At 50.5% G+C, this 20,607-nt stretch carries 22 protein-coding genes; 9 read left to right on the top strand and 13 right to left on the bottom strand.

Annotation, left to right across the window (positions count from 1 at the left end):
• Window positions 1–6: 6 nt before the first annotated feature.
• Genes fdoH through fdhE form a run of 3 tightly spaced genes read left to right on the top strand, consistent with a single transcriptional unit; the run spans window position 7 to window position 2,467 of the window.
• On the top strand, window positions 7–909 hold the full coding sequence (gene fdoH / locus OGY68_RS11310) for a formate dehydrogenase O subunit beta (protein ID WP_003825273.1): 903 nt from the start codon (window positions 7–9) through the stop codon (window positions 907–909).
• Complete coding sequence (gene fdoI, locus OGY68_RS11305) at window positions 906–1,541, top strand: formate dehydrogenase cytochrome b556 subunit (RefSeq protein WP_003028686.1); 636 nt, start codon at window positions 906–908, stop codon at window positions 1,539–1,541. Before fdoH ends, fdoI begins: the two co-directional genes overlap by 4 nt.
• Window positions 1,538–2,467 (top strand): formate dehydrogenase accessory protein FdhE, encoded by a 930-nt coding sequence (fdhE, locus tag OGY68_RS11300; protein WP_003028685.1) that lies wholly within the window; start codon window positions 1,538–1,540, stop codon window positions 2,465–2,467. The genes fdoI and fdhE overlap by 4 nt, the downstream gene beginning before the upstream one ends.
• Window positions 2,468–2,510: 43 nt before the next feature.
• Here the strand turns inward: fdhE and nadS are convergent, their stop codons facing one another.
• Together nadS and OGY68_RS11290 are read right to left on the bottom strand one after the other, a co-directional pair.
• Window positions 2,511–2,798 carry a NadS family protein gene (gene nadS / locus OGY68_RS11295; protein ID WP_038635893.1) on the bottom strand — a complete coding sequence of 96 codons (288 nt, stop codon included), beginning with the start codon at window positions 2,796–2,798 and terminating at the stop codon, window positions 2,511–2,513.
• A complete protein-coding gene (locus tag OGY68_RS11290) occupies window positions 2,799–3,110 on the bottom strand; it encodes a hypothetical protein (RefSeq protein ID WP_057066653.1) in 312 nt (103 codons plus the stop codon). It lies immediately after the preceding gene.
• Between the two features lie 220 nt (window positions 3,111–3,330).
• Between OGY68_RS11290 and OGY68_RS11285 the strand changes: the two genes are divergently transcribed.
• The 3 genes from OGY68_RS11285 to OGY68_RS11275 all read left to right on the top strand — a co-directional run bounded on the left by OGY68_RS11285 (window position 3,331) and on the right by OGY68_RS11275 (window position 5,099).
• Entirely contained in the window at window positions 3,331–4,260 is a 930-nt protein-coding gene (locus tag OGY68_RS11285; protein ID WP_057066651.1) for an alpha/beta hydrolase, read from the top strand.
• 84 nt (window positions 4,261–4,344) lie between these two features.
• Window positions 4,345–4,656 carry a type II toxin-antitoxin system HigB family toxin gene (locus tag OGY68_RS11280; protein WP_048215202.1) on the top strand — a complete coding sequence of 104 codons (312 nt, stop codon included), beginning with the start codon at window positions 4,345–4,347 and terminating at the stop codon, window positions 4,654–4,656.
• Entirely contained in the window at window positions 4,653–5,099 is a 447-nt protein-coding gene (locus OGY68_RS11275) for a helix-turn-helix domain-containing protein (RefSeq protein WP_235125977.1), read from the top strand. The genes OGY68_RS11280 and OGY68_RS11275 overlap by 4 nt, the downstream gene beginning before the upstream one ends.
• Window positions 5,100–5,116: 17 nt before the next feature.
• On the opposite strand, the gene fabY is transcribed toward OGY68_RS11275, so the two are convergent.
• The 10 genes from fabY to yihU all read right to left on the bottom strand — a co-directional run bounded on the left by fabY (window position 5,117) and on the right by yihU (window position 14,792).
• On the bottom strand, window positions 5,117–6,058 hold the full coding sequence (gene fabY / locus OGY68_RS11270) for a fatty acid biosynthesis protein FabY (RefSeq protein WP_003825286.1): 942 nt from the start codon (window positions 6,056–6,058) through the stop codon (window positions 5,117–5,119).
• Window positions 6,059–6,102: 44 nt separating this feature from the next.
• Complete coding sequence (gene dtd, locus OGY68_RS11265; protein ID WP_003825289.1) at window positions 6,103–6,540, bottom strand: D-aminoacyl-tRNA deacylase; 438 nt, start codon at window positions 6,538–6,540, stop codon at window positions 6,103–6,105.
• The gene (locus OGY68_RS11260; RefSeq protein ID WP_008786998.1) at window positions 6,537–7,409 is read right to left on the bottom strand and encodes a virulence factor BrkB family protein; all 873 of its coding nucleotides are present in this window, start codon (window positions 7,407–7,409) and stop codon (window positions 6,537–6,539) included. Before OGY68_RS11260 ends, dtd begins: the two co-directional genes overlap by 4 nt.
• Entirely contained in the window at window positions 7,403–8,002 is a 600-nt protein-coding gene (gene yihX / locus OGY68_RS11255) for a glucose-1-phosphatase (protein ID WP_008786997.1), read from the bottom strand. The genes OGY68_RS11260 and yihX overlap by 7 nt, the downstream gene beginning before the upstream one ends.
• Before the next feature lie 90 nt (window positions 8,003–8,092).
• Window positions 8,093–8,983, bottom strand: a complete 891-nt coding sequence (locus OGY68_RS11250; protein ID WP_008786996.1) for an aldose epimerase family protein — start codon at window positions 8,981–8,983, stop codon at window positions 8,093–8,095.
• Window positions 8,984–9,013: 30 nt separating this feature from the next.
• A complete protein-coding gene (locus OGY68_RS11245; protein ID WP_020996120.1) occupies window positions 9,014–10,339 on the bottom strand; it encodes an MFS transporter in 1,326 nt (441 codons plus the stop codon).
• Window positions 10,340–10,443: 104 nt separating this feature from the next.
• On the bottom strand, window positions 10,444–11,877 hold the full coding sequence (locus tag OGY68_RS11240; RefSeq protein WP_008786994.1) for an MFS transporter: 1,434 nt from the start codon (window positions 11,875–11,877) through the stop codon (window positions 10,444–10,446).
• Window positions 11,878–11,946: 69 nt separating this feature from the next.
• Window positions 11,947–12,957: a zinc-dependent alcohol dehydrogenase gene (locus tag OGY68_RS11235; protein WP_008786993.1), complete on the bottom strand. Its 1,011-nt coding sequence runs from the start codon at window positions 12,955–12,957 to the stop codon at window positions 11,947–11,949.
• A gap of 31 nt (window positions 12,958–12,988) precedes the next feature.
• Entirely contained in the window at window positions 12,989–13,876 is an 888-nt protein-coding gene (locus OGY68_RS11230; protein ID WP_008786992.1) for an aldolase, read from the bottom strand.
• Between the two features lie 25 nt (window positions 13,877–13,901).
• Window positions 13,902–14,792 (bottom strand): sulfolactaldehyde 3-reductase, encoded by an 891-nt coding sequence (gene yihU / locus OGY68_RS11225; protein ID WP_008786991.1) that lies wholly within the window; start codon window positions 14,790–14,792, stop codon window positions 13,902–13,904.
• Between the two features lie 172 nt (window positions 14,793–14,964).
• Here yihU and OGY68_RS11220 point away from each other — a divergent pair, with 172 nt between their 5' ends.
• Together OGY68_RS11220 and OGY68_RS11215 are read left to right on the top strand one after the other, a co-directional pair.
• Window positions 14,965–15,861 (top strand): sugar kinase, encoded by an 897-nt coding sequence (locus OGY68_RS11220; RefSeq protein ID WP_008786990.1) that lies wholly within the window; start codon window positions 14,965–14,967, stop codon window positions 15,859–15,861.
• A gap of 39 nt (window positions 15,862–15,900) precedes the next feature.
• On the top strand, window positions 15,901–16,689 hold the full coding sequence (locus tag OGY68_RS11215) for a DeoR/GlpR family DNA-binding transcription regulator (RefSeq protein WP_008786989.1): 789 nt from the start codon (window positions 15,901–15,903) through the stop codon (window positions 16,687–16,689).
• 67 nt (window positions 16,690–16,756) lie between these two features.
• On the opposite strand, the gene typA is transcribed toward OGY68_RS11215, so the two are convergent.
• Window positions 16,757–18,580, bottom strand: a complete 1,824-nt coding sequence (gene typA / locus OGY68_RS11210; protein WP_008786988.1) for a ribosome-dependent GTPase TypA — start codon at window positions 18,578–18,580, stop codon at window positions 16,757–16,759.
• Between the two features lie 379 nt (window positions 18,581–18,959).
• On the opposite strand from typA, the gene glnA reads away from it, so the two are divergent.
• On the top strand, window positions 18,960–20,369 hold the full coding sequence (gene glnA, locus OGY68_RS11205) for a glutamate--ammonia ligase (RefSeq protein ID WP_008786987.1): 1,410 nt from the start codon (window positions 18,960–18,962) through the stop codon (window positions 20,367–20,369).
• Window positions 20,370–20,607 lie beyond the last annotated feature (238 nt).

Below are 20,607 nucleotides of genomic sequence, written 5' to 3'. Positions count from 1 at the left end.
CGACCTATGGCTTATCAATCGCAAGACATCATTCGTCGTTCCGCCACTAACGGTTTCACCCCCGCGCCTCAGGCGCGGGACCATCAGGAAGAAGTGGCGAAGCTTATCGACGTCACCACCTGTATCGGCTGTAAAGCGTGTCAGGTGGCGTGTTCTGAATGGAACGACATCCGTGATGAAGTGGGCAACAACGTTGGGGTGTACGACAACCCGGCCGATTTGACCGCCAAATCCTGGACGGTGATGCGCTTCTCGGAAGTGGAACAAAACGACAAACTGGAATGGCTTATCCGCAAGGATGGCTGTATGCACTGCGCCGATCCGGGCTGCCTGAAGGCGTGTCCGGCTGAAGGCGCAATCATTCAGTATGCCAACGGTATCGTCGACTTCCAGTCTGAGCAGTGCATCGGCTGTGGCTACTGCATCGCGGGCTGCCCGTTCGACGTGCCGCGCCTCAATCCGGAAGACAACCGCGTCTACAAATGTACGCTGTGCGTTGACCGTGTTGTAGTCGGGCAAGAACCGGCCTGCGTGAAAACCTGCCCAACCGGTGCCATTCATTTCGGCACCAAAGAGTCGATGAAAACCCTGGCAGGCGAACGCGTGGCGGAGCTGAAAACGCGTGGTTACGAAAACGCGGGTCTGTACGATCCGGCGGGTGTTGGCGGTACGCACGTAATGTACGTATTGCACCATGCGGACAAGCCAAATCTGTATCACGGCCTGCCGGAGAACCCGGAGATCAGCGCTACCGTTAAGTTCTGGAAAGGCATCTGGAAACCCCTCGCAGCCGTCGGCTTTGCAGCGACATTTGCGGCCAGCATCTTCCACTACGTCGGCGTAGGCCCGAACCGTGCGGAAGAGGAAGAAGACAATCTGCATGAAAAAGACGACGAGGTGCGCAAATGAAACGACGTGACACCATCGTGCGCTACACGGCGCCGGAACGCATCAACCACTGGATCACCGCCTTCTGCTTCATTCTGGCGGCGGTGAGCGGGATGGGCTTTCTCTTCCCGTCTTTTAACTGGCTGATGCACATCATGGGCACTCCACAACTGGCGCGAATTGTGCACCCGTTTGTCGGCGTGATCATGTTTGCCTCGTTTATCATCATGTTTTTCCGTTACTGGCACCACAATCTAATCAATCGGGATGATATCTTTTGGGCGAAGAATATTCGTAAGATTGTCGTCAACGAGGAAGTAGGTGACACGGGACGTTATAACTTCGGCCAGAAATGCGTATTCTGGGCGGCGATTATCTTCCTGGTCCTGTTGCTGGTGAGCGGAGTGGTCATCTGGCGTCCGTATTTTGCGCCTGCTTTCTCAATCCCGGTGATCCGATTCGCGTTAATGCTGCATTCATTTGCCGCAGTAGCGTTAATTGTGGTTATCATGGTGCACATTTACGCCGCCCTTTGGGTGAAAGGCACCATTACCGCGATGGTGGAAGGATGGGTTACCAGTTCATGGGCGAAGAAACATCACCCACGCTGGTACCGTGAAGTCCGCCAGAAACAGGAAAAGTCATCTGAATGAGTATTCGCATAATCCCGCAAGATGAGCTGGAGAAGAGCGAGAAACGCACGGCGGATATGATTCCGCCGTTATTATTCCCCAGACTCAAAAATTTGTATAACCGCCGCGCTGAGCGCCTGCGCGAGCTGGCCGAGAACAACCCGCTGGGCGACTACCTGCGCTTTGCCGCACTGATCGCCCACGCGCAGGAAGTGGTGTTGTACGACCATCCGCTGCAGATGGATCTGACCGCTCGTATCAAAGAAGCGAACGATCAGGGCAAACCGCCGCTGGATATCCACGTTCTGCCACGCGACAAGCACTGGCAAAAACTGCTGCAGTCGTTAATTGCTGAGCTGAAACCAGAAATGAGCGGTCCTGCGCTTGCCGTGATCGAAAATCTGGAAAAAGCCTCAGAGCAGGAACTGGAGCTGATGGCCAGCGCGCTGTTTGCCTCTGATTTCGCCTCCGTAAGCAGCGATAAAGCACCGTTTATTTGGGCTGCCCTGTCGCTCTACTGGGCGCAGATGGCAAGCCTGATCCCCGGAAAAGCCCGTGCGGAATACGGTGAACAGCGTCAGTACTGCCCGGTGTGTGGTTCAATGCCGGTCTCCAGCATGGTGCAAATCGGTACCACTCAGGGGCTGCGTTATCTGCACTGCAACCTGTGTGAAACCGAGTGGCACGTGGTGCGCGTGAAATGCAGCAACTGCGAGCAAAGCCGTGATTTGAACTACTGGTCGCTGGATAACGAACAGGCGGCAATTAAAGCTGAAAGCTGCGGCGACTGTGGGACTTACCTGAAGATTCTCTATCAGGAAAAAGACCCTAAAGTTGAAGCCGTGGCTGACGATCTCGCTTCACTGATGCTGGACGCGCACATGGAGCAAGAGGGCTTTGCCCGCAGCTCCATCAACCCGTTCCTGTTCCCGGGTGAAGGGGAGTAAGTTTTAAGATCTTCCCCCGGCAATTGAACCAAACTGCCGGGGATTATCTTAGTGCCTGAATGACATGTTTTGGATCATTGGCAATAGCACGTAACAACGCTTTTGCTGGACCGGTCGGTGAACGACGCCCTTGCTCCCAATTTCGCAACGTATCCACGCTTACCGATATCAAATCTGCGAAACGAGTCTGTGATAATCCTGAAGACTGGCGAATTTCCTTTATTTTCATGGCGTCAATATGAAAGGTACGGGAAGGTTGTCGCGTTCCTTCAGCGATCTCATTCATCTGAACCATACTTTGAGTTAATCGCTCAAATAGTGCCTTATCCATTTACCACCTCTCATTCAACATACGCAGCAGCACTTTTTCTTGTGGAGTCAGATCATCCTTGATCCCTTTCTGATAAATCAGCAACAATCGAATTTGTGATTTTCTGATTTGATGAAAGTAAATAATCCTCACACCGCTACGTTTGCCTTTCCCTCGCTCTCTCCAGCGAACCTTTCTCAGTCCGCCCGTTTCTTGTATCAGATCGCCACAATCAGGCTGAATCGCAAGGAATATCTGTAATCTACGGTATTCATCATCATCCAGTAATTTTTTGACGTCTTCAGTGAAGACTTCCGTTTCTATGAATAGCATTTTGAGTACGCCATTGGACTATATTAATAGAAATTAACTATACGTCAATGGCGTATAGTACATTTTCCTCACAATACAGAATTCAAACAGCAGAAACCAATGACGGTATTTAATCTGCGAGCAGCTTTCCAGAATCATAACCACCCCCATTTTTCCCATTTTCATTCTTAGTTATCCAGGTTATAAACCTGTATATCCATACAGATAAGGGGATGTGAAAATGGCACTGGAAAGCGGGATTGCACAGCTGGTTGAGGCATTTATCGCGGCGGGACGTCCTTCTTCGCGCGGGCAGAATATTGATGACCGGAGAGCAGGCTACATCGCCAGCACGGTACTGGCCGGAGACACTGAAACCCGCGTACAGGTTGAAGATATTGAACTCGATGCCATGATGTTTCGCGTAGTTTCGCCGCGGGGCTGCACGGGAAATCTCCCCTGCGTTATCTATTATCACGGCGGCTGCTTTGTCAGCGGCGGATTTACCACTCATGATAACCAGCTAAGGCAACTCGCCTGGTACAGCGGCTGTCGGGTCATTGCGGTGCAGTATCGCCTCGCACCAGAGCACATCTTCCCGGCAGCACATAACGATGCTGAATCGGGGGCCAATATTATCTGGAAGTATGCCAAGAAACTGGGAGTAGACCGGGACAACATTACGCTGGCTGGCGACAGCGCTGGCGGGCATCTGGCGCTGGTCACCGCACTACGCCTGAAAGCTACCAGGCAATGGCAACCTGCGCAGCTTATGCTGATCTACCCGATGCTGGATGCAACCGCCAGCTTTGCGAGCTATGACCATAATGGACAGGATTACATTATCACCCGCGACACACTGCTGTCGGGCTACGAGATGTATATGCCGCAAACCGATCCATTGCATCCCGAAGTCAGCCCGCTCTGGCGCGAAGACTTCAACGGTTTACCGCCCACGCACATCATTACAGCTGAATTCGACCCTCTGCGAGATGAAGGTGAGGCCCTGTATCAACGGTTCCAGGAGCAGGGCGTGGATTGCACCTGCCAACGCTATCTCGGTGTTATCCACGGATTTTTCCAGCTAGCAGGGGTGAGTCAGGCGGCACGAAGCGCAATGCGGGATGTTGCCTGGCGCGCCATAAATTCTACAGCAGTAAGACATGCTTAATTAATATAGTGTTTTCATCTTGTAAACTTAATTGCGTTGCGTTATTTTGTTTACAGGTTGAAAACCTTGTAATGGAACTACACCGTGCATGTTATCAGCCGAAAACCTTTTAACGAGGCAATGCTCATGTATCCAAATCATCAGCTTGCTCTCGCTGATTTACTGAATGTTTTGGAGAAAAAAACATTCATTCAGCCTGAAGAGATGAAGCAGTATATTCCTTCACTGGATAATTTTAAGTACAGAGATAAATGGTGGGTGATTGATGTTTCTGGTAACAGCCTAAGACTCATCTCCTACATAGATTTCAGGTCACATAAGATATTTGTCAAACATATCGTTTCCCATGCCGAATATGACAAACTGACAGCATATTATCGGGGTAATAAAGAATGAGAACGCATCGTCATATGGATGCAGCCAGCGCAAAAAAGATTGTTGATACCTTCAGCGATGCGGTAAAAACCATCCCACTGTTGGGGGAAGACCGAAATGACACTGAGTATCGCAGGGCACTTGCGCTAGTGGAGTATCTGGTCGACCACGACGATCTTGAAAACCCACTATTTGAATTGCTCTGTGCCCGAATCAGTAAATATGAAAAACATGCGCCGGAATTCAAAGTACTCAACCAACACCTGGAGAAAACACCCTCTGGCGTTTCAGTATTGCGTACGCTCATGGACCAATACAGTCTCAAAGCAGCAGACCTTGCCAACGAACTCGGTTCAAAATCGAACGTCAGCAACATCTTAAATGGTCGCAGAGCACTGACTGTAAGCCATATTAAAGCGCTTGCAGAACGCTTTAATCTTCCGGCAGACGCATTCATCGAGTAGAGAAGATACCCTCTGACTTACTCTTCCTCGTTCCCGCCTTCTTCATATGCGCCAAACGGTTTTGCGGGTAGCACAATGTAAGTGCCTTCAAACACCACACCCGGCGTATCGTCGCCAAATACCCCGACCTGCATCTGAACGCGCGCCTTACGACCTCTTGCCAGACGGTCCAGGTCTCCGCTCAGCGAGCCCAGATCGGCGATGGCTGTAGGTTTCCCGGTGATCGGCCTGCTGTACCGTATATGCGCGTCAGCAAGGATTATCGTCCCGCCGAGATGACGCTCGCGCAGCATCAGCCAGATAAGCCCCCAGCCCGTTAGCGTCGCCAGGGAAAACAGGCTCCCGGCAAACAGCGTATGGTGCGGGTTCTGATTGCCCGTCTCGGGCATCGTGGTGATAAATTTCTGCCCGGTATATTGCTGAATGCGCACACCCATTTTCTCACTCAATGGAATATGTTCGTACCAGGCTTGCTGTAGTTGTCCGCACCAGTCCCCGCGATGGAGAATGTCGTCCAGCGTCGCGATGGGTTTAATCATCAAAAAGTGACGCACCGGCGTGGTTTGCGGCGTGGTGATTTCTCCCTGGCTCACAAACCCCAGTTTGGCAAAAAATTCGACCGCATCTTCACGGGCGCTACAGGTTACGCGCTTTACCCCTTCCTGACGCGCCACAGACTCCAGGGTCATCGCCATCAGCGTGCCCAACCCTTTCTCCTGCACGGAGGGGTCAACGGCCATAAAGCGTATGGAGGCTTCGTTATCCGCATTGATATACAGACGTCCTACTGCGACCAGATTCCCCTCTTCGTCCACCACCATCTGGTGATGCGCCATCGCATCCCAGGCATCCCGTTCGGAGCCTTTAGGCTGGTGCAACGGTTTACGCAGCATCTCCCAGCGAAACTGGTAGTAACGCTCCAATTCTTCTTCTGTTTGCGGTACTCGAAGGTGATACATCGTCGTATTCTCTCTTGTTGTCCGCGGCCACACCGGTAGCTGGTTCATACTTGTAACCAGAACGTCACGGGGCCATCATTAACCAGTGAAACCTGCATATCCGCAGCGAATCGACCGGTTTGCGTATTCATTTCCTGTTGGCGGCAACGCTCAACAAAGTACTCATACAGCGCCTCTGCACGATCGGGTGCAGCCCCTTTTGAAAATCCTGGGCGCATGCCGCGTTCGGTATCTGCCGCCAGCGTGAACTGTGAAACCACCAGCACGCTGCCCCCTGACTGCTGCACGTTAAGGTTCATTTTGCCTTCGGCATCGCTAAAGATTCGATAGCCGAGTACGCGCTCGCACAGGCGGTTCGCTTTCTGTTCGTCATCATCCCTTTCGACACCTAACAGAACCAAAAGTCCTGGGCCAATTTCACCCGTCACCTCGCCCTCCACGGTGACGCTGGCACGGGTTACGCGCTGAATTAATGCAATCATGGTTGCTCTGCTTCTTCTTGTTCTGCGGCTTGTTTAAGTTTGCGGTATTCCCCGAGAGTGACAGTTATTTCCGCGCCTAGCAAGACGATACACCAGGTCCAGTATACCCAGACGAATAAAATGGGGATCACAGCCAGGACACCGTAAATGAGCTGATAAGACGGGAACATCGTGATATAGAGCGCAAATCCTTTCTTTCCGGTTTCGAACAACACAGCGGCCACAAAGGCGCCAATAACCGCATCACGGTTAGGTACACGTGTAGTCGGTACGATGCTGTAAAGCAGCCAGAAAGAGAGCCAGGAAAGCACCAGCGGGAAAATACGCAGGACGTTATCGATCACCGTGTTGAGATCGCTGGCCCAGCGCAATGACAACAGATAAGAGCTGATCGCCAGACTGGCCCCCGCCAGCAGTGGCCCCAGCGTTAAAATCATCCAGTAAACGGCGAAAGAGTAAACTTTAGGCCGAGTACGCTTGCTGCGCCAGATAGTATTCAGCGCGTTATCAATGGAATACATCAGTAATAGCGCTGTCACAATCAGCCCACACGCCCCAACGGCGGTCATTTTGTTCGAGTTGGCAACGAACTGTTCGATATAACGCTGAATGACATCTCCCGTCGCCGGGATAAAGTTTGCGAAAATGAAATGACGTAGCTGGACGCTGACGTCAGAAAACATCGGAAATGCGGCGAAAAGCGCAAAAACTACGGCAATAAGCGGCACTAATGAGAGCAATGAGACATAGGCAAGATTCCCTGCCAGCGTCGTCATGTTGTCCTCATCAATCCGCTGCCATAGTAGCTTCAGCCAGGCCCGAACAGGACGTGTATGGTGCCTGGCTTGTTGCTGAACATTTTTTAGCATAGCAACTTCGCGAAATAGTCCGGAATGGTCGTTTTATCGACAACCTGGATGCTGGTAATCCCTAACCGATTAGCCCCTTCAATATTATCGGCGTTGTCGTCGAAAAATACCGCCTCATGCGCAGAAAAACCTTCAGACTGCAGGACATGCTGGTAAATCCGCGCTTCCGGTTTACGCATGCCCAGATCCTGGGAAAGGTAAATATGGTCAGCAGCCTGACGGATTTCGGGGTATTCGTCCGGCCAAAACGTCGTGTGCAGACGGTTAGTATTCGACAAGACGACCACCCGATGCCCCTGCTCACGCAGCTTTTGCATGATGTCGATGACTTCAGGACGCAAGGCAACAAAAACGGCCTGCCAGCCGTGGGAGAACTGCTCATAGCTTAGCGGTAGCGCCATGTCATGACATAGCGCCTCGGCAAAGGCTTCATCCGTTATTTCACCTCGCTCGTGCTGGTGAAAAGCCTCTCCCATGGTGAAACTTTGCTTTAACGAAGCCAGCGGTACACGGCTCAGATCGCTCCAAGTACCTAACACGCGATTGAAGTCGATATCGACAATCACATTACCCAAATCAAAGATATAGAGCATGCCCTTCTCCTTATTCGCCGTGGATGAATAACTGTAGCGGGAAAGGAGAAGTTTGACTATGAGTCCCTGTCGGGATTATTGGCTAAGCCATCAGAATTCCTGTGTAAATTGCCAGCGCGACTCAATCACCAACGGAAGACCTGCACTGACAAACTGCGGTGTCCTATTTATCGCATTTGGCGCCTGAGTAAGCGGATTGACACATGTTGCGTCGGGCTGTTTGTCAAAAACGACCAGGCTTTGCGCACTCGATGTCATCGTCATACTCAGCTTACCTGGCCACTGTAATCTGACATTGAGACCATCATTAAAACCAAAGCAGTCATCCCACGGGCCTGATTGTGGGGGGATTTTATTACCTGTTGGTAACTCATTATTCCCGGCTTCTTCCTGCCAGTCGGCCTTAAAACGTACCAGTAATTCATCTTCTTCATTCTGCTGGCCCAGTTGTTTTGCAAACCAGGGGTGCCATCCAGCAGATGCCGGAAAAGTTTCAGACATGGTGTGAATTTCAAGTCGCAGAATTAACGCATCGTCTTCAAGAGTCAGCGTCTGCAGGACCTCTCCTTGCCAGGGCCAGGGAGCGCCCAGTGGCATGCGCAGTTTCAAGGTATCCGCTTTATGTTCGACAATTTCCCATGATGAATAACAGGCCATACCATGTAGAGCATGAGGCGGTTTGTTAGCAGGTAATACGTACTGTTTCTCCCCCACGGTCAATGTTGCATCGCCAAGGCGGCCTGCCCAAGGAACCATAGGAAAGCAGCCATACTGAAATGCTTTACGCTGTGGCTCCCATTGACGTAACACTTCAAAACCAAACGCCTGAACCGAGGTGATTCTGGCACCATCGCGCGGAAAAATTTGCAGACGTAGATGTCCTTTTTCCAGAAAAATAGGTTGGCCGATCGGTCCCGGCCAGGCGGTATCAAAAGCACGTTGTAATGCTTGATAATGCTCAGTATTCAATTCATTGTTCATGTTATTGCTCTCTGATATTTCGGTAAGAAGTTAAATGTTATTAGCGTCATTTTTATTGTCTGAATGTGGCTCGATAAGCCAGACGCAACTGAATGAAAGTATTGAGATAACAAACAGAAACAGTGCTACATACCACGGTTTCCCGCCTCCCAGCGCCAACAAGCTGGAGGCAATGAGCGGGCTTAACCCACCCAGAATTGCTGAAAACTGATAGGCAAAGGAAAGACCCGTATAGCGCACTCGTGTTCCGAACATACGAGTAAATAAGGTGGGTTGTACTGCAAACATCATCGTTGGCCCCAGGTTATAGCCAAGGATCATGCAGCACCAGATGATAAGTGTGCTTTTCGTATCCAGCAGCAGGAAGAATGGGAATGCAAAAAGGATGCAAAAACCAGCGCCAAATAAATACATCTTCCGTTGCCCAACGCGGTCAGAGATCCAACCAATTAATGGACAACACACAATGCCAATTGCTGAGGCGATTAGCATGCCGTTGAGTGGAATATCCCTTGATAATGCCAACTGGCTGGAAATATAGACAATACCAAAGGCATTAATGATGTTCGACGAAACGCTCTCCGCCAGCCTGGCCCCTAGCGCTAACAGAATATTCCGTGGATGCTTACGGAAAAGTTCAATCAACGGTGGTGCTGATTGTTCCTGTGAGACAGCCGTTTTTTGTTTTTTAAAATCCAGTGTTTCTTCAGTATGTAACCGTATGAACATCCCAACAATTAACATGATGGCAGATAGCCAAAAAGGGATACGCCATCCCCAGGCCAGAAACTCTTCCTGGGTCAGGAAGTGATTGCATAATGCAAACACCCCTGTCGCCAGCATAATCCCAACTGAGGCTGCCGTTTGTGGGAGCGAACCTAAAAACCCGCGCTTCGCCTCAGGCGCAGATTCAATAGTCATCAATGCAGCCCCGCCATATTCCCCACCCAGACCGAACCCCTGAACCAGGCGCAGAACCATCAATATAATCGGGGCCCAGATCCCAATATCCTGGTATGTTGGAATGAAACCGATTAAAAACGTTGAGGAACCAACTATCGCTAACGTCCAAATCAACGTTATTTTGCGACCGACTTTATCGCCAAAGTGGCCAAAAACAATGCCTCCAAGCGGACGTGACAGAAAACCCACACCAAAGGTGGCGAATGCGGCGATTAAACCAATAAAAGGATCGCTATCAGGGAAAAACAGGGGAGCAAAGACTAGCCCTGCCGCCGTTCCGAAAATAAAAAAATCGTACCATTCCATCAACGCGCCAGCGAAACTGCCCATGACAACGCGTCTCATGGCTTTGCCGGATAGTTCTTTCCCTGGTACATGTTCTATTTCAGCCATAATTTTCCTCTCCGGGTCGGCGAGAAATCTGCGCAATAAAATCACTAAAAAAGCGGCGGATTTATACGAAAAAGCGCGTCGACATGTTGCGACGCGCTTGCTTGTTATTTATCCAGCTCAGCCAGTACCTCAGCGTCTTCAGCGTCAACGTTTGCACCAAGTGGTTCCCACTTAATCAACACGCATGTCAGGAAGCCGAGAAAAGGAACAATTGCCAGCCAATAGAACGCTTCTGTCTTTAATGCACCCCACAACATAGGCCAGAAAATAAGTCCGGCAATCGCCCCAGTACGCATAATTGCACGAGCAAATCCTACGCCTGTCGGGCGAATAGATGGCGGATAAGAAAGTGTGGCAATGGTCATTCCCAGGCCGCCCGGACCCGCTGAATGGAAGAAAATGATTGCGCCCAACAAACCTAAAGAAAGCCATGGGTTGGTGGTTGCTAATGCACCTAAAGCCAGTAATGCAACTGTTACGACGGCGAAACCATACATCGACTGAAGGCGAGTTCCCAAACGCTGGAGGATAAGAGAACCAATCAATCCACCTGTAATGCCACACAGGGCATTCACTACCGCAGAACCGCTAAGAGCCCCGGTTAATCCGCCACTTAGGATTCCCGCCAAAGTCAGCGGTAAATAAACACCCACGGCGTTATATTGCCAGGCTTGCATCGTCGCCACAACGCAGCCGAGAATAGTACGTTTGCGATAACGTGAGTTAAATAAAATCCCATAGCCGCCATGAAACTTACTTTCTGTTTTTTCAGCAGAAAAATCATCGTTTTTTGGTTTGGCAGCAACGCGAGCATGAACACCATAGCGTTTAGCCAGAATATCGCAGGCTTTATCATAACGTCCGACTCGTGCGGCCCACATTGCAGACTCACCGATGAAGAAATAACGCAGAATCATGATAATGACGGCAAAAATAGCACCAATGAAAATACCATAGCGCCATAATTGCTCTTCCGCGATACCCGACAACAACAGTGGAAGCAGCACAAGATAGACAACCGTAGTTGATACATACCAGGCCATTTGCCAGAGATTAACTGACGAACCGGTTTTCTTAGATGTTGAGCCGCGTAGTTCTGCCACCGCATTTGTTGCCAGCGGGAAATCAATACCCAAGCCAAATCCCATGATTACGCGACACACCAGCACCCACCAGATGTTCGGGGCTATCGCGACAGCTGCGGCACCTATTGTGCACAGGCCCATTCCGATGATAAATGCACGCTTTTGACCAAAGCGGTTAATCACACGGTTCGCCAGTAATCCACCAATCAGGGCGGCGACTAAAACAGAGGCGTTAACCGTCGCCGCCAGCCCCGGTGAAATACCAAATTGCAATGCGATATATTTATTACCAAAACCCACCATCGCCGCCTGATAGGCATCAATTAGAATGCCACCAAGAGCGATAAAAATGACGCCGACACTGGTGTTTACTGCTGAATGTTTATTAACAATATCAATCACGTCCTGGGGACGACCGATCGAGTAAGGTGTAGGACTGGTGATGTGACTCATCGCAGCATCCTTTTTCATTGTTGTAGGATGGCGCTACCCTTAAGCAGCGCCAGACAGAGGGTTACAGCATCAAACCTCAGCAAATTGCAGCATGACTTTTATAGAGTCATTTTGCTGCGCACGTTCAAACGCCTTATCCGCATCTTCGACAGGGAAGAGATCGGTCACCAGTTCGCTGGTGTCAAACCGCCCATCCGCAAGCCATTCAATCACGGCATCGAAGTCTTCCGGGATGTACATGCCGGAATTCAACAAATCGCGTTCGAAGCGCTGCATCATCGGAAGAGGAATTTCACGTGGGCCACTCGGTACCCCCATGCACACTACCGTTCCGCCAGCATAAACATGGGTAAATGCATCATTCAGCGTGGCCTGGGCGGCAACAACATCAATTGCCCCCGTAAAACGGACCTGTGCATCCAATTCCCCCGGAGCCCAGACTTCCGTGGCACCTAGTTTTAACGACAACGCGCGCTTGGCGGCATCAGGCTCGATGACGGTGATCTTTCCTGCACCCATGATGCGCAATGCTTGAACGATGGATAAACCAATTGTCCCTGCACCAATCACTAATACACTTTCCAATGACGCTTTCGGCATACGGCTCACGCAATGACGCGCACAGGCTGCGGGCTCAGCGAAAGCCAGTGCTTTTAGTGGTAACGAAGCAGGTGCAACATGGCAGTTTCGTGCAGGTACAATGTGCTGCGAGCGGGCAAAACCCGGCGCCCGGAAGCCAGCAACCTGTGGCGGCTCACACAGATTAAAGCGACCCGCTTTACAAGCACGACACTCCATGCAGGCCATAATTGGGTCGACTACGACATGATCGCCCGGCTTAACATTCGTTACTTCACTGCCCACTTCAGTTACGCGTGCCGCAATTTCATGTCCAGGCACAACCGGAGGTTTTGCAAATGGGTGTCCTCCTTTCAGTACATGCAGATCAGAGCCACATATTCCGTAAAACACCGGAGCAATGCGGACTTCTTGCGGTTTAAGTTCCTGGTGCGGCAGCTCAACATATTGGGTGGTCACCTTCCCAATATCAGAAAATAGAACTTGGGTAATCTTATCCATGGTTCTTCTCCAGATTCGTTAAAATGGGTGATTAACGCTGAGAAATCCCTTCATCGACGATTTCTGCCAGGCGTTGTAAGCGTGGAACCGACACATCACGCAACATTGTTTGCGGATCTTGAGCACCAACAACCGATGCCCAAACGGCACGCCCTGCCAGGAATCCGGAAGCTCCACCCTTCATGGCGATACGGACCGCGCGGCCAAAAATGTCCGCATCAACACCAGAAGAGAGAATGACCCACGGCATTTTCATTTGTTCATGCAACTTTTGACACGCAGCAAGTAGGGTCTGTTCATCACCTTTGCCGCCTAATGGCATTTCAGCTTTATAGAGGTCAGCATCGGTGCAGCCGAGTTCAGCCGCTGCGGCAACGATGGCGCTTTCCCGGTCAAATTCCCAGCCACGACGAGGAGGACGAACGACCGGCTCAATGATGCTGACCAGCCCTGCGCTACGACAGCGTTGAACAAACTCAGCCACCATAGCCAAACGTTCTTCTGCGGGTTCATCTTCACGCCACAGCACTAACAACTTCATGGCTTTCGCACCCATTTCGCGGGCTTTATGCGGATCAATTGCTCTGTCAATTTCGACACTATCAACCGGAATACCATTACCCGGAACAAAATGGTCAGCCGCCACAATCAGTCCACATGAATCAGCGACTGCACCTTGAGAGACAATCTGATCGAGACAAAATTGTTTATCTGCCAGAACCGCTGAAGCGTAGGGAGACAGAATTTGTGTTGCTGCAACTTTAAAATCAGTCAATACGCTGTCGGCAACAGGTTTAGGATGTCCAGAGGCTGCAAACATCAGACGCATTGCTTCACGCTGATCAACGGCCAGCATGGCAAATCCACCGCCAGGGCGAGAAATATCTTTCAGCGTGTATGGGGTATTGTGGGAAGACATAATAACTCCTGTAACTGTTTAAAATTTAGAGTGAATCTGGTCGGCCAGCCTGCTGACGAACCTGAGATAACAGCGCACTCCAGTCCTGACGGCCTCGACCGTTCTCGCTGGCACGGGTGTAATAGGTTTCTGCTGCAATGCCCATATTGAGCGGCGCACCGGTCTGACTAGCGACATCGACGGCAATACGCAGGTCTTTCAACGCGAGGTCCACCATGAATGCCGGAGAAAGGTCTCCTTTAAGTACCTTGCCAGGCCAGGTTGTCGTAAAGTGCCCCTTGCCTGCGGCAGTACCGCTCATGACCTTAATGGCCACATCAAGGCTCAAACCCAATGACTCGCAAAGAACAGCGGCTTCCGCTGACAAGGCGTTCAGCGCAATACTCATATAGTTATTGATGAGCTTTACGCGGATCCCCATACCGGGACCGCCAGCTTCCACCAGCTCATTCCCCATACACATCAGCACAGGGCGAGCACGTTCAACCTGTTCAGGCGTTCCGCCAGCAAGAATCAGCAGCGTGCCGTCAATCGCGTTAACTGACGTCCTGCCCACAGGAGCATCCATCATGCTGATGCCTTTCTCTTTCATCTCATGAATCAACTCATCGGTCTGCAATGGATGAATCGTGGACATGTCAATAACCAGGGCATTGGGGGACAGGCCTTCGCTGACGCCATCTTTACCCAGCAGAACTTGCCGAACGATGTCGCCATTTGGCAGCATAGTGATTATGAATTCGGCTCCTTTAGCGGCTTCAGCGGGTGTTTGAGCAGCAGTCGCACCTTTTTGTACTAATTCATTGACTGCCTGTTGGTTTACGTCGAACACACGCAAAGCATGTCCCTTTTGCAACAGATTATTAGCCATTGGGCTGCCCATCTGGCCCAAGCCCAAAAATGCAACGGTTGTCATGAATGCTCTCCTGTGTCAGGTTGACAAAATAATTACAATTAAAAACTCGTTTTCGTCTGTTTTTGAGCATATTTGTAATTTATGACTAAAAACAAGACACGCGTCACTAATTTGATCATTTATGTCATTAAAATGAACAAAAGAAGACAAGATCACACAGGACTAACCAAATATGACCAGAATTGCATGTGTTGGAATCACCGTTCAGGACCGTATTTATTCTCTGAACAACCTGCCCGATGGCGGGGGAAAATATCAGTCAAATCAATATCTGGAGACAGGTGGCGGCCCGGCGGCAACAGCAGCTGTCGCCATTGCCCGGCTTGGTATTGACGTTGATTTTATAGGCCGTGTAGGCGATGACAGTTGTGGGAATACCTTGCTTAACGAGCTTCAGAGCTGGGGGGTCAATACGGCGTTCTGCCGGCAATACCCGAACTCCCGTTCATCCCAGTCCGCAATTTTGGTCGACCAGCATGGCGAACGCATTATCGTGAACTATCCAAGCCCGGATCTCGATACGGATGCAAGGTGGCTGGAGTCGATTGATTTTTCCCGTTATGACATCGTTCTGGCCGATGTACGTTGGCATGAAGGGACGTTGAAATCCTTCGAACTGGCACGTGCCGCCGGAGTTCCAACGCTGTTGGATGCCGATATGACACCACAAGATATAACCCCATTGGTGGCGCTTGCCGATCATGCCGTTTTTTCAACTCCAGGTCTGAAGAGAATGACCGGGCAAGATGATGCACAACAGGCACTTAAACTGGCCGCTGAGCAAACCAATGGTAAAGTGTACGTTACGCTTGGTGGCGAAGGGTCACTATGGATCGAAAATGGTCATATGTGTCAACAGACTGCATTTTCTGTCAATGTTGTGGATACAACCGGTGCAGGCGATGTTTTCCATGGTGCAATGGCAGCAGCTCTTGCAGAGCAAATGCCGACTGACCAGGCGATTCGCTTCGCAAGTGCGGTGGCGGCGATGAAATGCACTCAGGCGGGCGGACGAGCCGGAATTCCTAATCGTGCGCAAACCGAATCATTTTTGTCACTTTATGCGTAAAATAGCCAACAATTACGGGGAAGAAGTCCAGGAGTATTCATGAGCATCATTGAAGTCACCGGTAATCCGCGACACGATCAACTTGTTCATTACATTACAGAACGCGGCTATATGAATATCGAAGAGCTCGCACAATTGCTGGACGTGTCCACGCAAACCGTGCGCCGGGATATTCGTAAGTTAAGCGAACAGGGCTTGATCACCAGACATCATGGTGGAGCCGGACGTGTATCCAGCGTCATGAATACCGCCTTTGAACAGCGAGAGTTGTCCCTTACCCAGGAAAAAGAAGCGATAGCGGAAGCGGTTGCTGATTATCTTCCTGAACGCTGTACGGTATTTATTACCATTGGTACAACGGTGGAAGCCGTCGCACGAGCTTTGCTGAACCGTCGGGATCTTCGCATCATTACTAACAGTCTTCGTGTTGCGCAGATCTTATATAAGAATCAAGATCTTGAGGTTATGGTTCCCGGTGGAACGTTACGTGCTCATAATGGCGGTATTGTTGGCCCAGGAGCAGTGAACTTTATTGAAGGATTTAGAGCCGACTATTTGATTACCAGTATTGGTGCCATCGAGGAAGACGGCACACTATTAGAATTTGACGTTAACGAAGCGCTTGTCGCCAAAACGATGATTAAGCATGCACGTAATACGCTGTTAGTTGCTGATCATACTAAGTTTACCGCCTCAGCCGCTGTATCCATCGGTAATATGCGTAAAATTCGGGCATTTTTTACCGATTCCCAGCCACCAAATTCATTCAAGCAATTGCTTGATTTAGAAAATATTGAGCTAGTCATTGCAGAGCAGGAAACGACCTGATCTTTTAGATAAAAAAAGCCGCTGATAATCAGCGGCTTTTTTGTGCTTACCTGAAAAAGAGTGTTAATTACTCTTCTTTCGCGCCACGCATTGCACGGCGACGATCGTTTTCAGTCAGGTGACGCTTACGGATACGGATAGAGGTTGGTGTTACTTCTACCAGTTCGTCGTCATCGATGAATTCCAGAGCCTGCTCCAGAGTCATCTTAACCGGCGGAACCAGAACCGTTGCTTCGTCAGTACCAGACGCACGCATGTTGGTCAGTTTCTTACCGGTCAGGCAGTTTACAGTCAGGTCGTTAGAACGGCTGTGAATACCGATGATCTGGCCTTCGTAAACTTCAGCACCGTGACCCAGGAACAGCTTACCGCGGTCCTGCAGGCTGAACAGTGCGAACGCAACTGCTTTACCCTGGCCGTTGGAGATCAGTACGCCGTTCTGACGCTGACCCACATCACCCGCACGAACGTCGTCGTAGTGGCTGAAGGTGGAGTACAGCAGACCGGTACCAGAAGTCATGGTCATGAATTCTGAACGGAAGCCGATCAGACCACGGCTTGGGATCACGTAGTCAAGACGTACGCGGCCTTTGCCATCTGGATTCATGTTTTTCAGGTCGCCTTTACGCTCACCCAGAGCCTGCATCACAGAACCCTGGTGCTGCTCTTCAACGTCCAGCGTTACGTTTTCGAACGGCTCTTGTTTACGGCCGTCGATTTCGCGGAAGATTACTTTCGGACGGGAAACCGCCATTTCGAAACCTTCACGACGCATGTTTTCGATCAGAACAGACAGGTGCAGCTCACCACGACCGGATACACGGAACGCATCCGCATCTTCGGTTTCTTCAACGCGCAGCGCAACGTTGTGCACCAGCTCTTTGTTCAGGCGGTCAAGGATCTGACGAGAGGTAACATATTTACCTTCTTTACCGCAGAACGGAGAGGTGTTTACGCAGAAGAACATGGTAACGGTCGGTTCATCAACGGACAGAGCTGGCAGCGCTTCAACATTCTGCGGGTCGCAGATGGTGTCGGAGATGTTCAGTTCGCCCAGACCGGTGATCGCGATGATATCGCCTGCTTCGGCAATATCACTCTCGATACGTTCCAGACCCAGATGGGTCAGAACTTTACCGACTTTACCGTTACGGGTTTTGCCTTCGCTATCAATGATAGTGATCTGCTGGTTCGGTTTAACTTTACCGCGTTTGATGCGGCCGATACCGATTACGCCAACGTAGTTGTTGTAGTCCAGCTGAGAGATTTGCATCTGCAGCGGGCCATCAAGATCTACGCTCGGAGCCGGTACACGATCAACGATAGTCTGATACAGCGGAGTCATGTCTTCAGCCATGTCTTCGTGATCCAGACCCGCGATACCGTTCAGCGCAGAAGCGTAAACGATCGGGAAGTCCAGCTGCTCGTCGGTAGCATCGAGGTTAACGAACAGGTCAAATACCTGATCAACAACCCAGTCAGGACGCGCGCCAGGACGGTCAACTTTGTTGATAACAACAATTGGCTTCAGGCCATGGGCAAAGGCTTTTTTGGTCACGAAGCGCGTCTGCGGCATCGGACCGTCCATTGCATCCACCACCAGCAGCACAGAGTCGACCATGGACATTACACGTTCAACTTCACCACCGAAGTCGGCGTGCCCCGGGGTATCAACGATGTTGATACGGTAGTCATTCCATTTGATAGCGGTGTTTTTAGCGAGGATGGTAATCCCACGCTCTTTCTCCAAATCGTTGGAGTCCATCACGCGCTCTTGGGTTTCAGCACGTGCATCGAACGTACCGGATTGTTGGAGCAGCTTGTCTACCAGGGTCGTTTTACCATGGTCTACGTGCGCGATGATGGCGATGTTACGCAAATTTTCGATCACAACTTTGCCTCAGGCATTTTAGAAATAGCGCGTTATTGTACACGGATTAATCGCAGTACAAAACAGGATCACAAACATCCTCCGCAAACAAGTATTGCAGAGTTTCTTTGTGATCACATTCACGGAGCGTTAAAAGGGGTAATCTGACATGCTTTGCACCAATATGGTGCTTAATGTTCACATTAAAGCACTATAATGGTGCAATACAACCTTCATGGTGCAGCCCCTTTGCACGATGGTGCGCATGATAACGCCTTTTAGGGGCAATTTAAAAGTTGGCACAGATTTCGCTTTATATTTTTTATGGCGACACGGCCAATTTTTGCAGAATTGAAGACTTCGTTACCACGACGACAATGACCAATCCGGGAGAGTAAGTATGTCCGCTGAACACGTTTTGACGATGCTGAACGAACACGAAGTGAAGTTTGTTGATTTACGCTTCACTGATACCAAAGGTAAAGAACAGCACGTCACTATTCCTGCTCATCAGGTAAATGCCGAATTCTTTGAAGAAGGCAAAATGTTTGACGGCTCCTCAATCGGTGGCTGGAAAGGCATTAACGAATCAGACATGGTTCTGATGCCAGATGCGTCTACTGCTCTCATCGACCCGTTCTTTGAAGAGTCTACCCTGATCATCCGTTGCGATATCCTGGAACCAGGTACGCTGCAGGGCTACGACCGTGACCCGCGTTCCATTGCTAAACGTGCTGAAGAGTATCTGCGTTCTACCGGCATCGCAGACACCGTTCTGTTCGGACCAGAGCCAGAATTCTTCCTGTTTGACGACATCCGTTTCGGCGCAACTATTTCCGGTTCCCACGTGGCTATCGATGACATCGAAGGCGCATGGAACTCTTCCACCAAATACGAAGGTGGTAACAAAGGTCACCGTCCAGGCGTGAAAGGCGGTTACTTCCCGGTTCCTCCGGTAGATTCTTCTCAGGATATCCGTTCTACCATGTGTCTGATCATGGAAGAAATGGGCCTGGTTGTTGAAGCGCATCACCACGAAGTGGCGACTGCTGGTCAGAACGAAATCGCGACCCGCTTTAACACCATGACCAAAAAAGCGGACGAAATTCAGATCTACAAATATGTCGTTCACAACGTCGCTCACCGTTTCGGTAAAACCGCGACCTTTATGCCAAAACCAATGTTTGGCGATAACGGTTCCGGCATGCACTGCCACATGTCCCTGTCCAAGAACGGCGTAAACCTGTTCTCCGGTGACAAATATGCGGGTCTGTCTGAGCAGGCGCTGTACTACATCGGTGGCGTAATCAAGCACGCTAAAGCGATCAACGCCCTGGCTAACCCGACCACCAACTCCTACAAGCGTCTGGTCCCGGGTTACGAAGCACCGGTAATGTTGGCTTACTCTGCCCGTAACCGTTCTGCGTCTATCCGTATCCCGGTAGTTGCTTCTCCGAAAGCGCGTCGTATCGAAGTGCGTTTCCCGGACCCGGCTGCTAACCCATACCTGTGCTTCGCAGCGCTGCTGATGGCTGGTCTTGACGGTATTAAGAACAAGATCCACCCGGGCGAAGCAATGGACAAAAACCTGTACGACCTGCCGCCGGAAGAAGCGAAAGAGATCCCACAGGTTGCTGGTTCTCTGGAAGAAGCACTGAAAGAACTGGATCTGGACCGCGAGTTCCTGACCGCAGGCGGCGTGTTCACCAATGAAGCGATCGATGCGTACATTGCGCTGCGTCGCGAAGAAGATGACCGCGTGCGTATGACTCCGCACCCGGTAGAGTTTGAGCTGTACTACAGCGTTTAATCGTTTGAGTTGCCGTGGAACTTTTAGCCTGCTCAGGCAGGCTTGAGATCGATGGTGAATGATAGGACGCCTGATGGCGCAAACTTATCAGGCCTGGAGGGTAACATTACCTTGTAGGCCGGATAAGGCAAAGCCGCCATCCGGCATCTATGTTTGCCAGTCATCTGTAGCCCATCCCCGGATGGGCTTTTTTCTCCACTAACAACCTGCTTTTTCGCGCTTTTTTGATGTAAAAAGC

This window comes from Citrobacter sp. Cpo065 (assembly GCF_030332805.1).
In the GTDB taxonomy this organism is placed as follows: domain Bacteria; phylum Pseudomonadota; class Gammaproteobacteria; order Enterobacterales; family Enterobacteriaceae; genus Citrobacter; species Citrobacter portucalensis.
This window is presented reverse-complemented; position numbering and strand designations above follow the sequence as displayed.

Excerpts from the sequence above, each read along its gene's own strand:
- OGY68_RS11285 (WP_057066651.1), top strand. The coding sequence starts at position 3,331 with ATGGCACTGGAAAGCGGGATTGCACAGCTGGTTGAGGCATTTATCGCG.
- yihU (WP_008786991.1), bottom strand. The coding sequence starts at position 14,792 with ATGACAACCGTTGCATTTTTGGGCTTGGGCCAGATGGGCAGCCCAATG.
- OGY68_RS11260 (WP_008786998.1), bottom strand. The coding sequence starts at position 7,409 with ATGCTAAAAAATGTTCAGCAACAAGCCAGGCACCATACACGTCCTGTT.
- OGY68_RS11240 (WP_008786994.1), bottom strand. The coding sequence starts at position 11,877 with ATGAGTCACATCACCAGTCCTACACCTTACTCGATCGGTCGTCCCCAG.
- fdoH (WP_003825273.1), top strand. The coding sequence starts at position 7 with ATGGCTTATCAATCGCAAGACATCATTCGTCGTTCCGCCACTAACGGT.
- nadS (WP_038635893.1), bottom strand. The coding sequence starts at position 2,798 with ATGGATAAGGCACTATTTGAGCGATTAACTCAAAGTATGGTTCAGATG.
- OGY68_RS11275 (WP_235125977.1), top strand. The coding sequence starts at position 4,653 with ATGAGAACGCATCGTCATATGGATGCAGCCAGCGCAAAAAAGATTGTT.
- fdhE (WP_003028685.1), top strand. The coding sequence starts at position 1,538 with ATGAGTATTCGCATAATCCCGCAAGATGAGCTGGAGAAGAGCGAGAAA.
- OGY68_RS11230 (WP_008786992.1), bottom strand. The coding sequence starts at position 13,876 with ATGTCTTCCCACAATACCCCATACACGCTGAAAGATATTTCTCGCCCT.
- OGY68_RS11220 (WP_008786990.1), top strand. The coding sequence starts at position 14,965 with ATGACCAGAATTGCATGTGTTGGAATCACCGTTCAGGACCGTATTTAT.
- dtd (WP_003825289.1), bottom strand. The coding sequence starts at position 6,540 with ATGATTGCATTAATTCAGCGCGTAACCCGTGCCAGCGTCACCGTGGAG.
- OGY68_RS11245 (WP_020996120.1), bottom strand. The coding sequence starts at position 10,339 with ATGGCTGAAATAGAACATGTACCAGGGAAAGAACTATCCGGCAAAGCC.
- OGY68_RS11290 (WP_057066653.1), bottom strand. The coding sequence starts at position 3,110 with ATGCTATTCATAGAAACGGAAGTCTTCACTGAAGACGTCAAAAAATTA.
- OGY68_RS11235 (WP_008786993.1), bottom strand. The coding sequence starts at position 12,957 with ATGGATAAGATTACCCAAGTTCTATTTTCTGATATTGGGAAGGTGACC.
- OGY68_RS11250 (WP_008786996.1), bottom strand. The coding sequence starts at position 8,983 with ATGAACAATGAATTGAATACTGAGCATTATCAAGCATTACAACGTGCT.
- OGY68_RS11215 (WP_008786989.1), top strand. The coding sequence starts at position 15,901 with ATGAGCATCATTGAAGTCACCGGTAATCCGCGACACGATCAACTTGTT.
- fdoI (WP_003028686.1), top strand. The coding sequence starts at position 906 with ATGAAACGACGTGACACCATCGTGCGCTACACGGCGCCGGAACGCATC.
- yihX (WP_008786997.1), bottom strand. The coding sequence starts at position 8,002 with ATGCTCTATATCTTTGATTTGGGTAATGTGATTGTCGATATCGACTTC.
- glnA (WP_008786987.1), top strand. The coding sequence starts at position 18,960 with ATGTCCGCTGAACACGTTTTGACGATGCTGAACGAACACGAAGTGAAG.
- fabY (WP_003825286.1), bottom strand. The coding sequence starts at position 6,058 with ATGTATCACCTTCGAGTACCGCAAACAGAAGAAGAATTGGAGCGTTAC.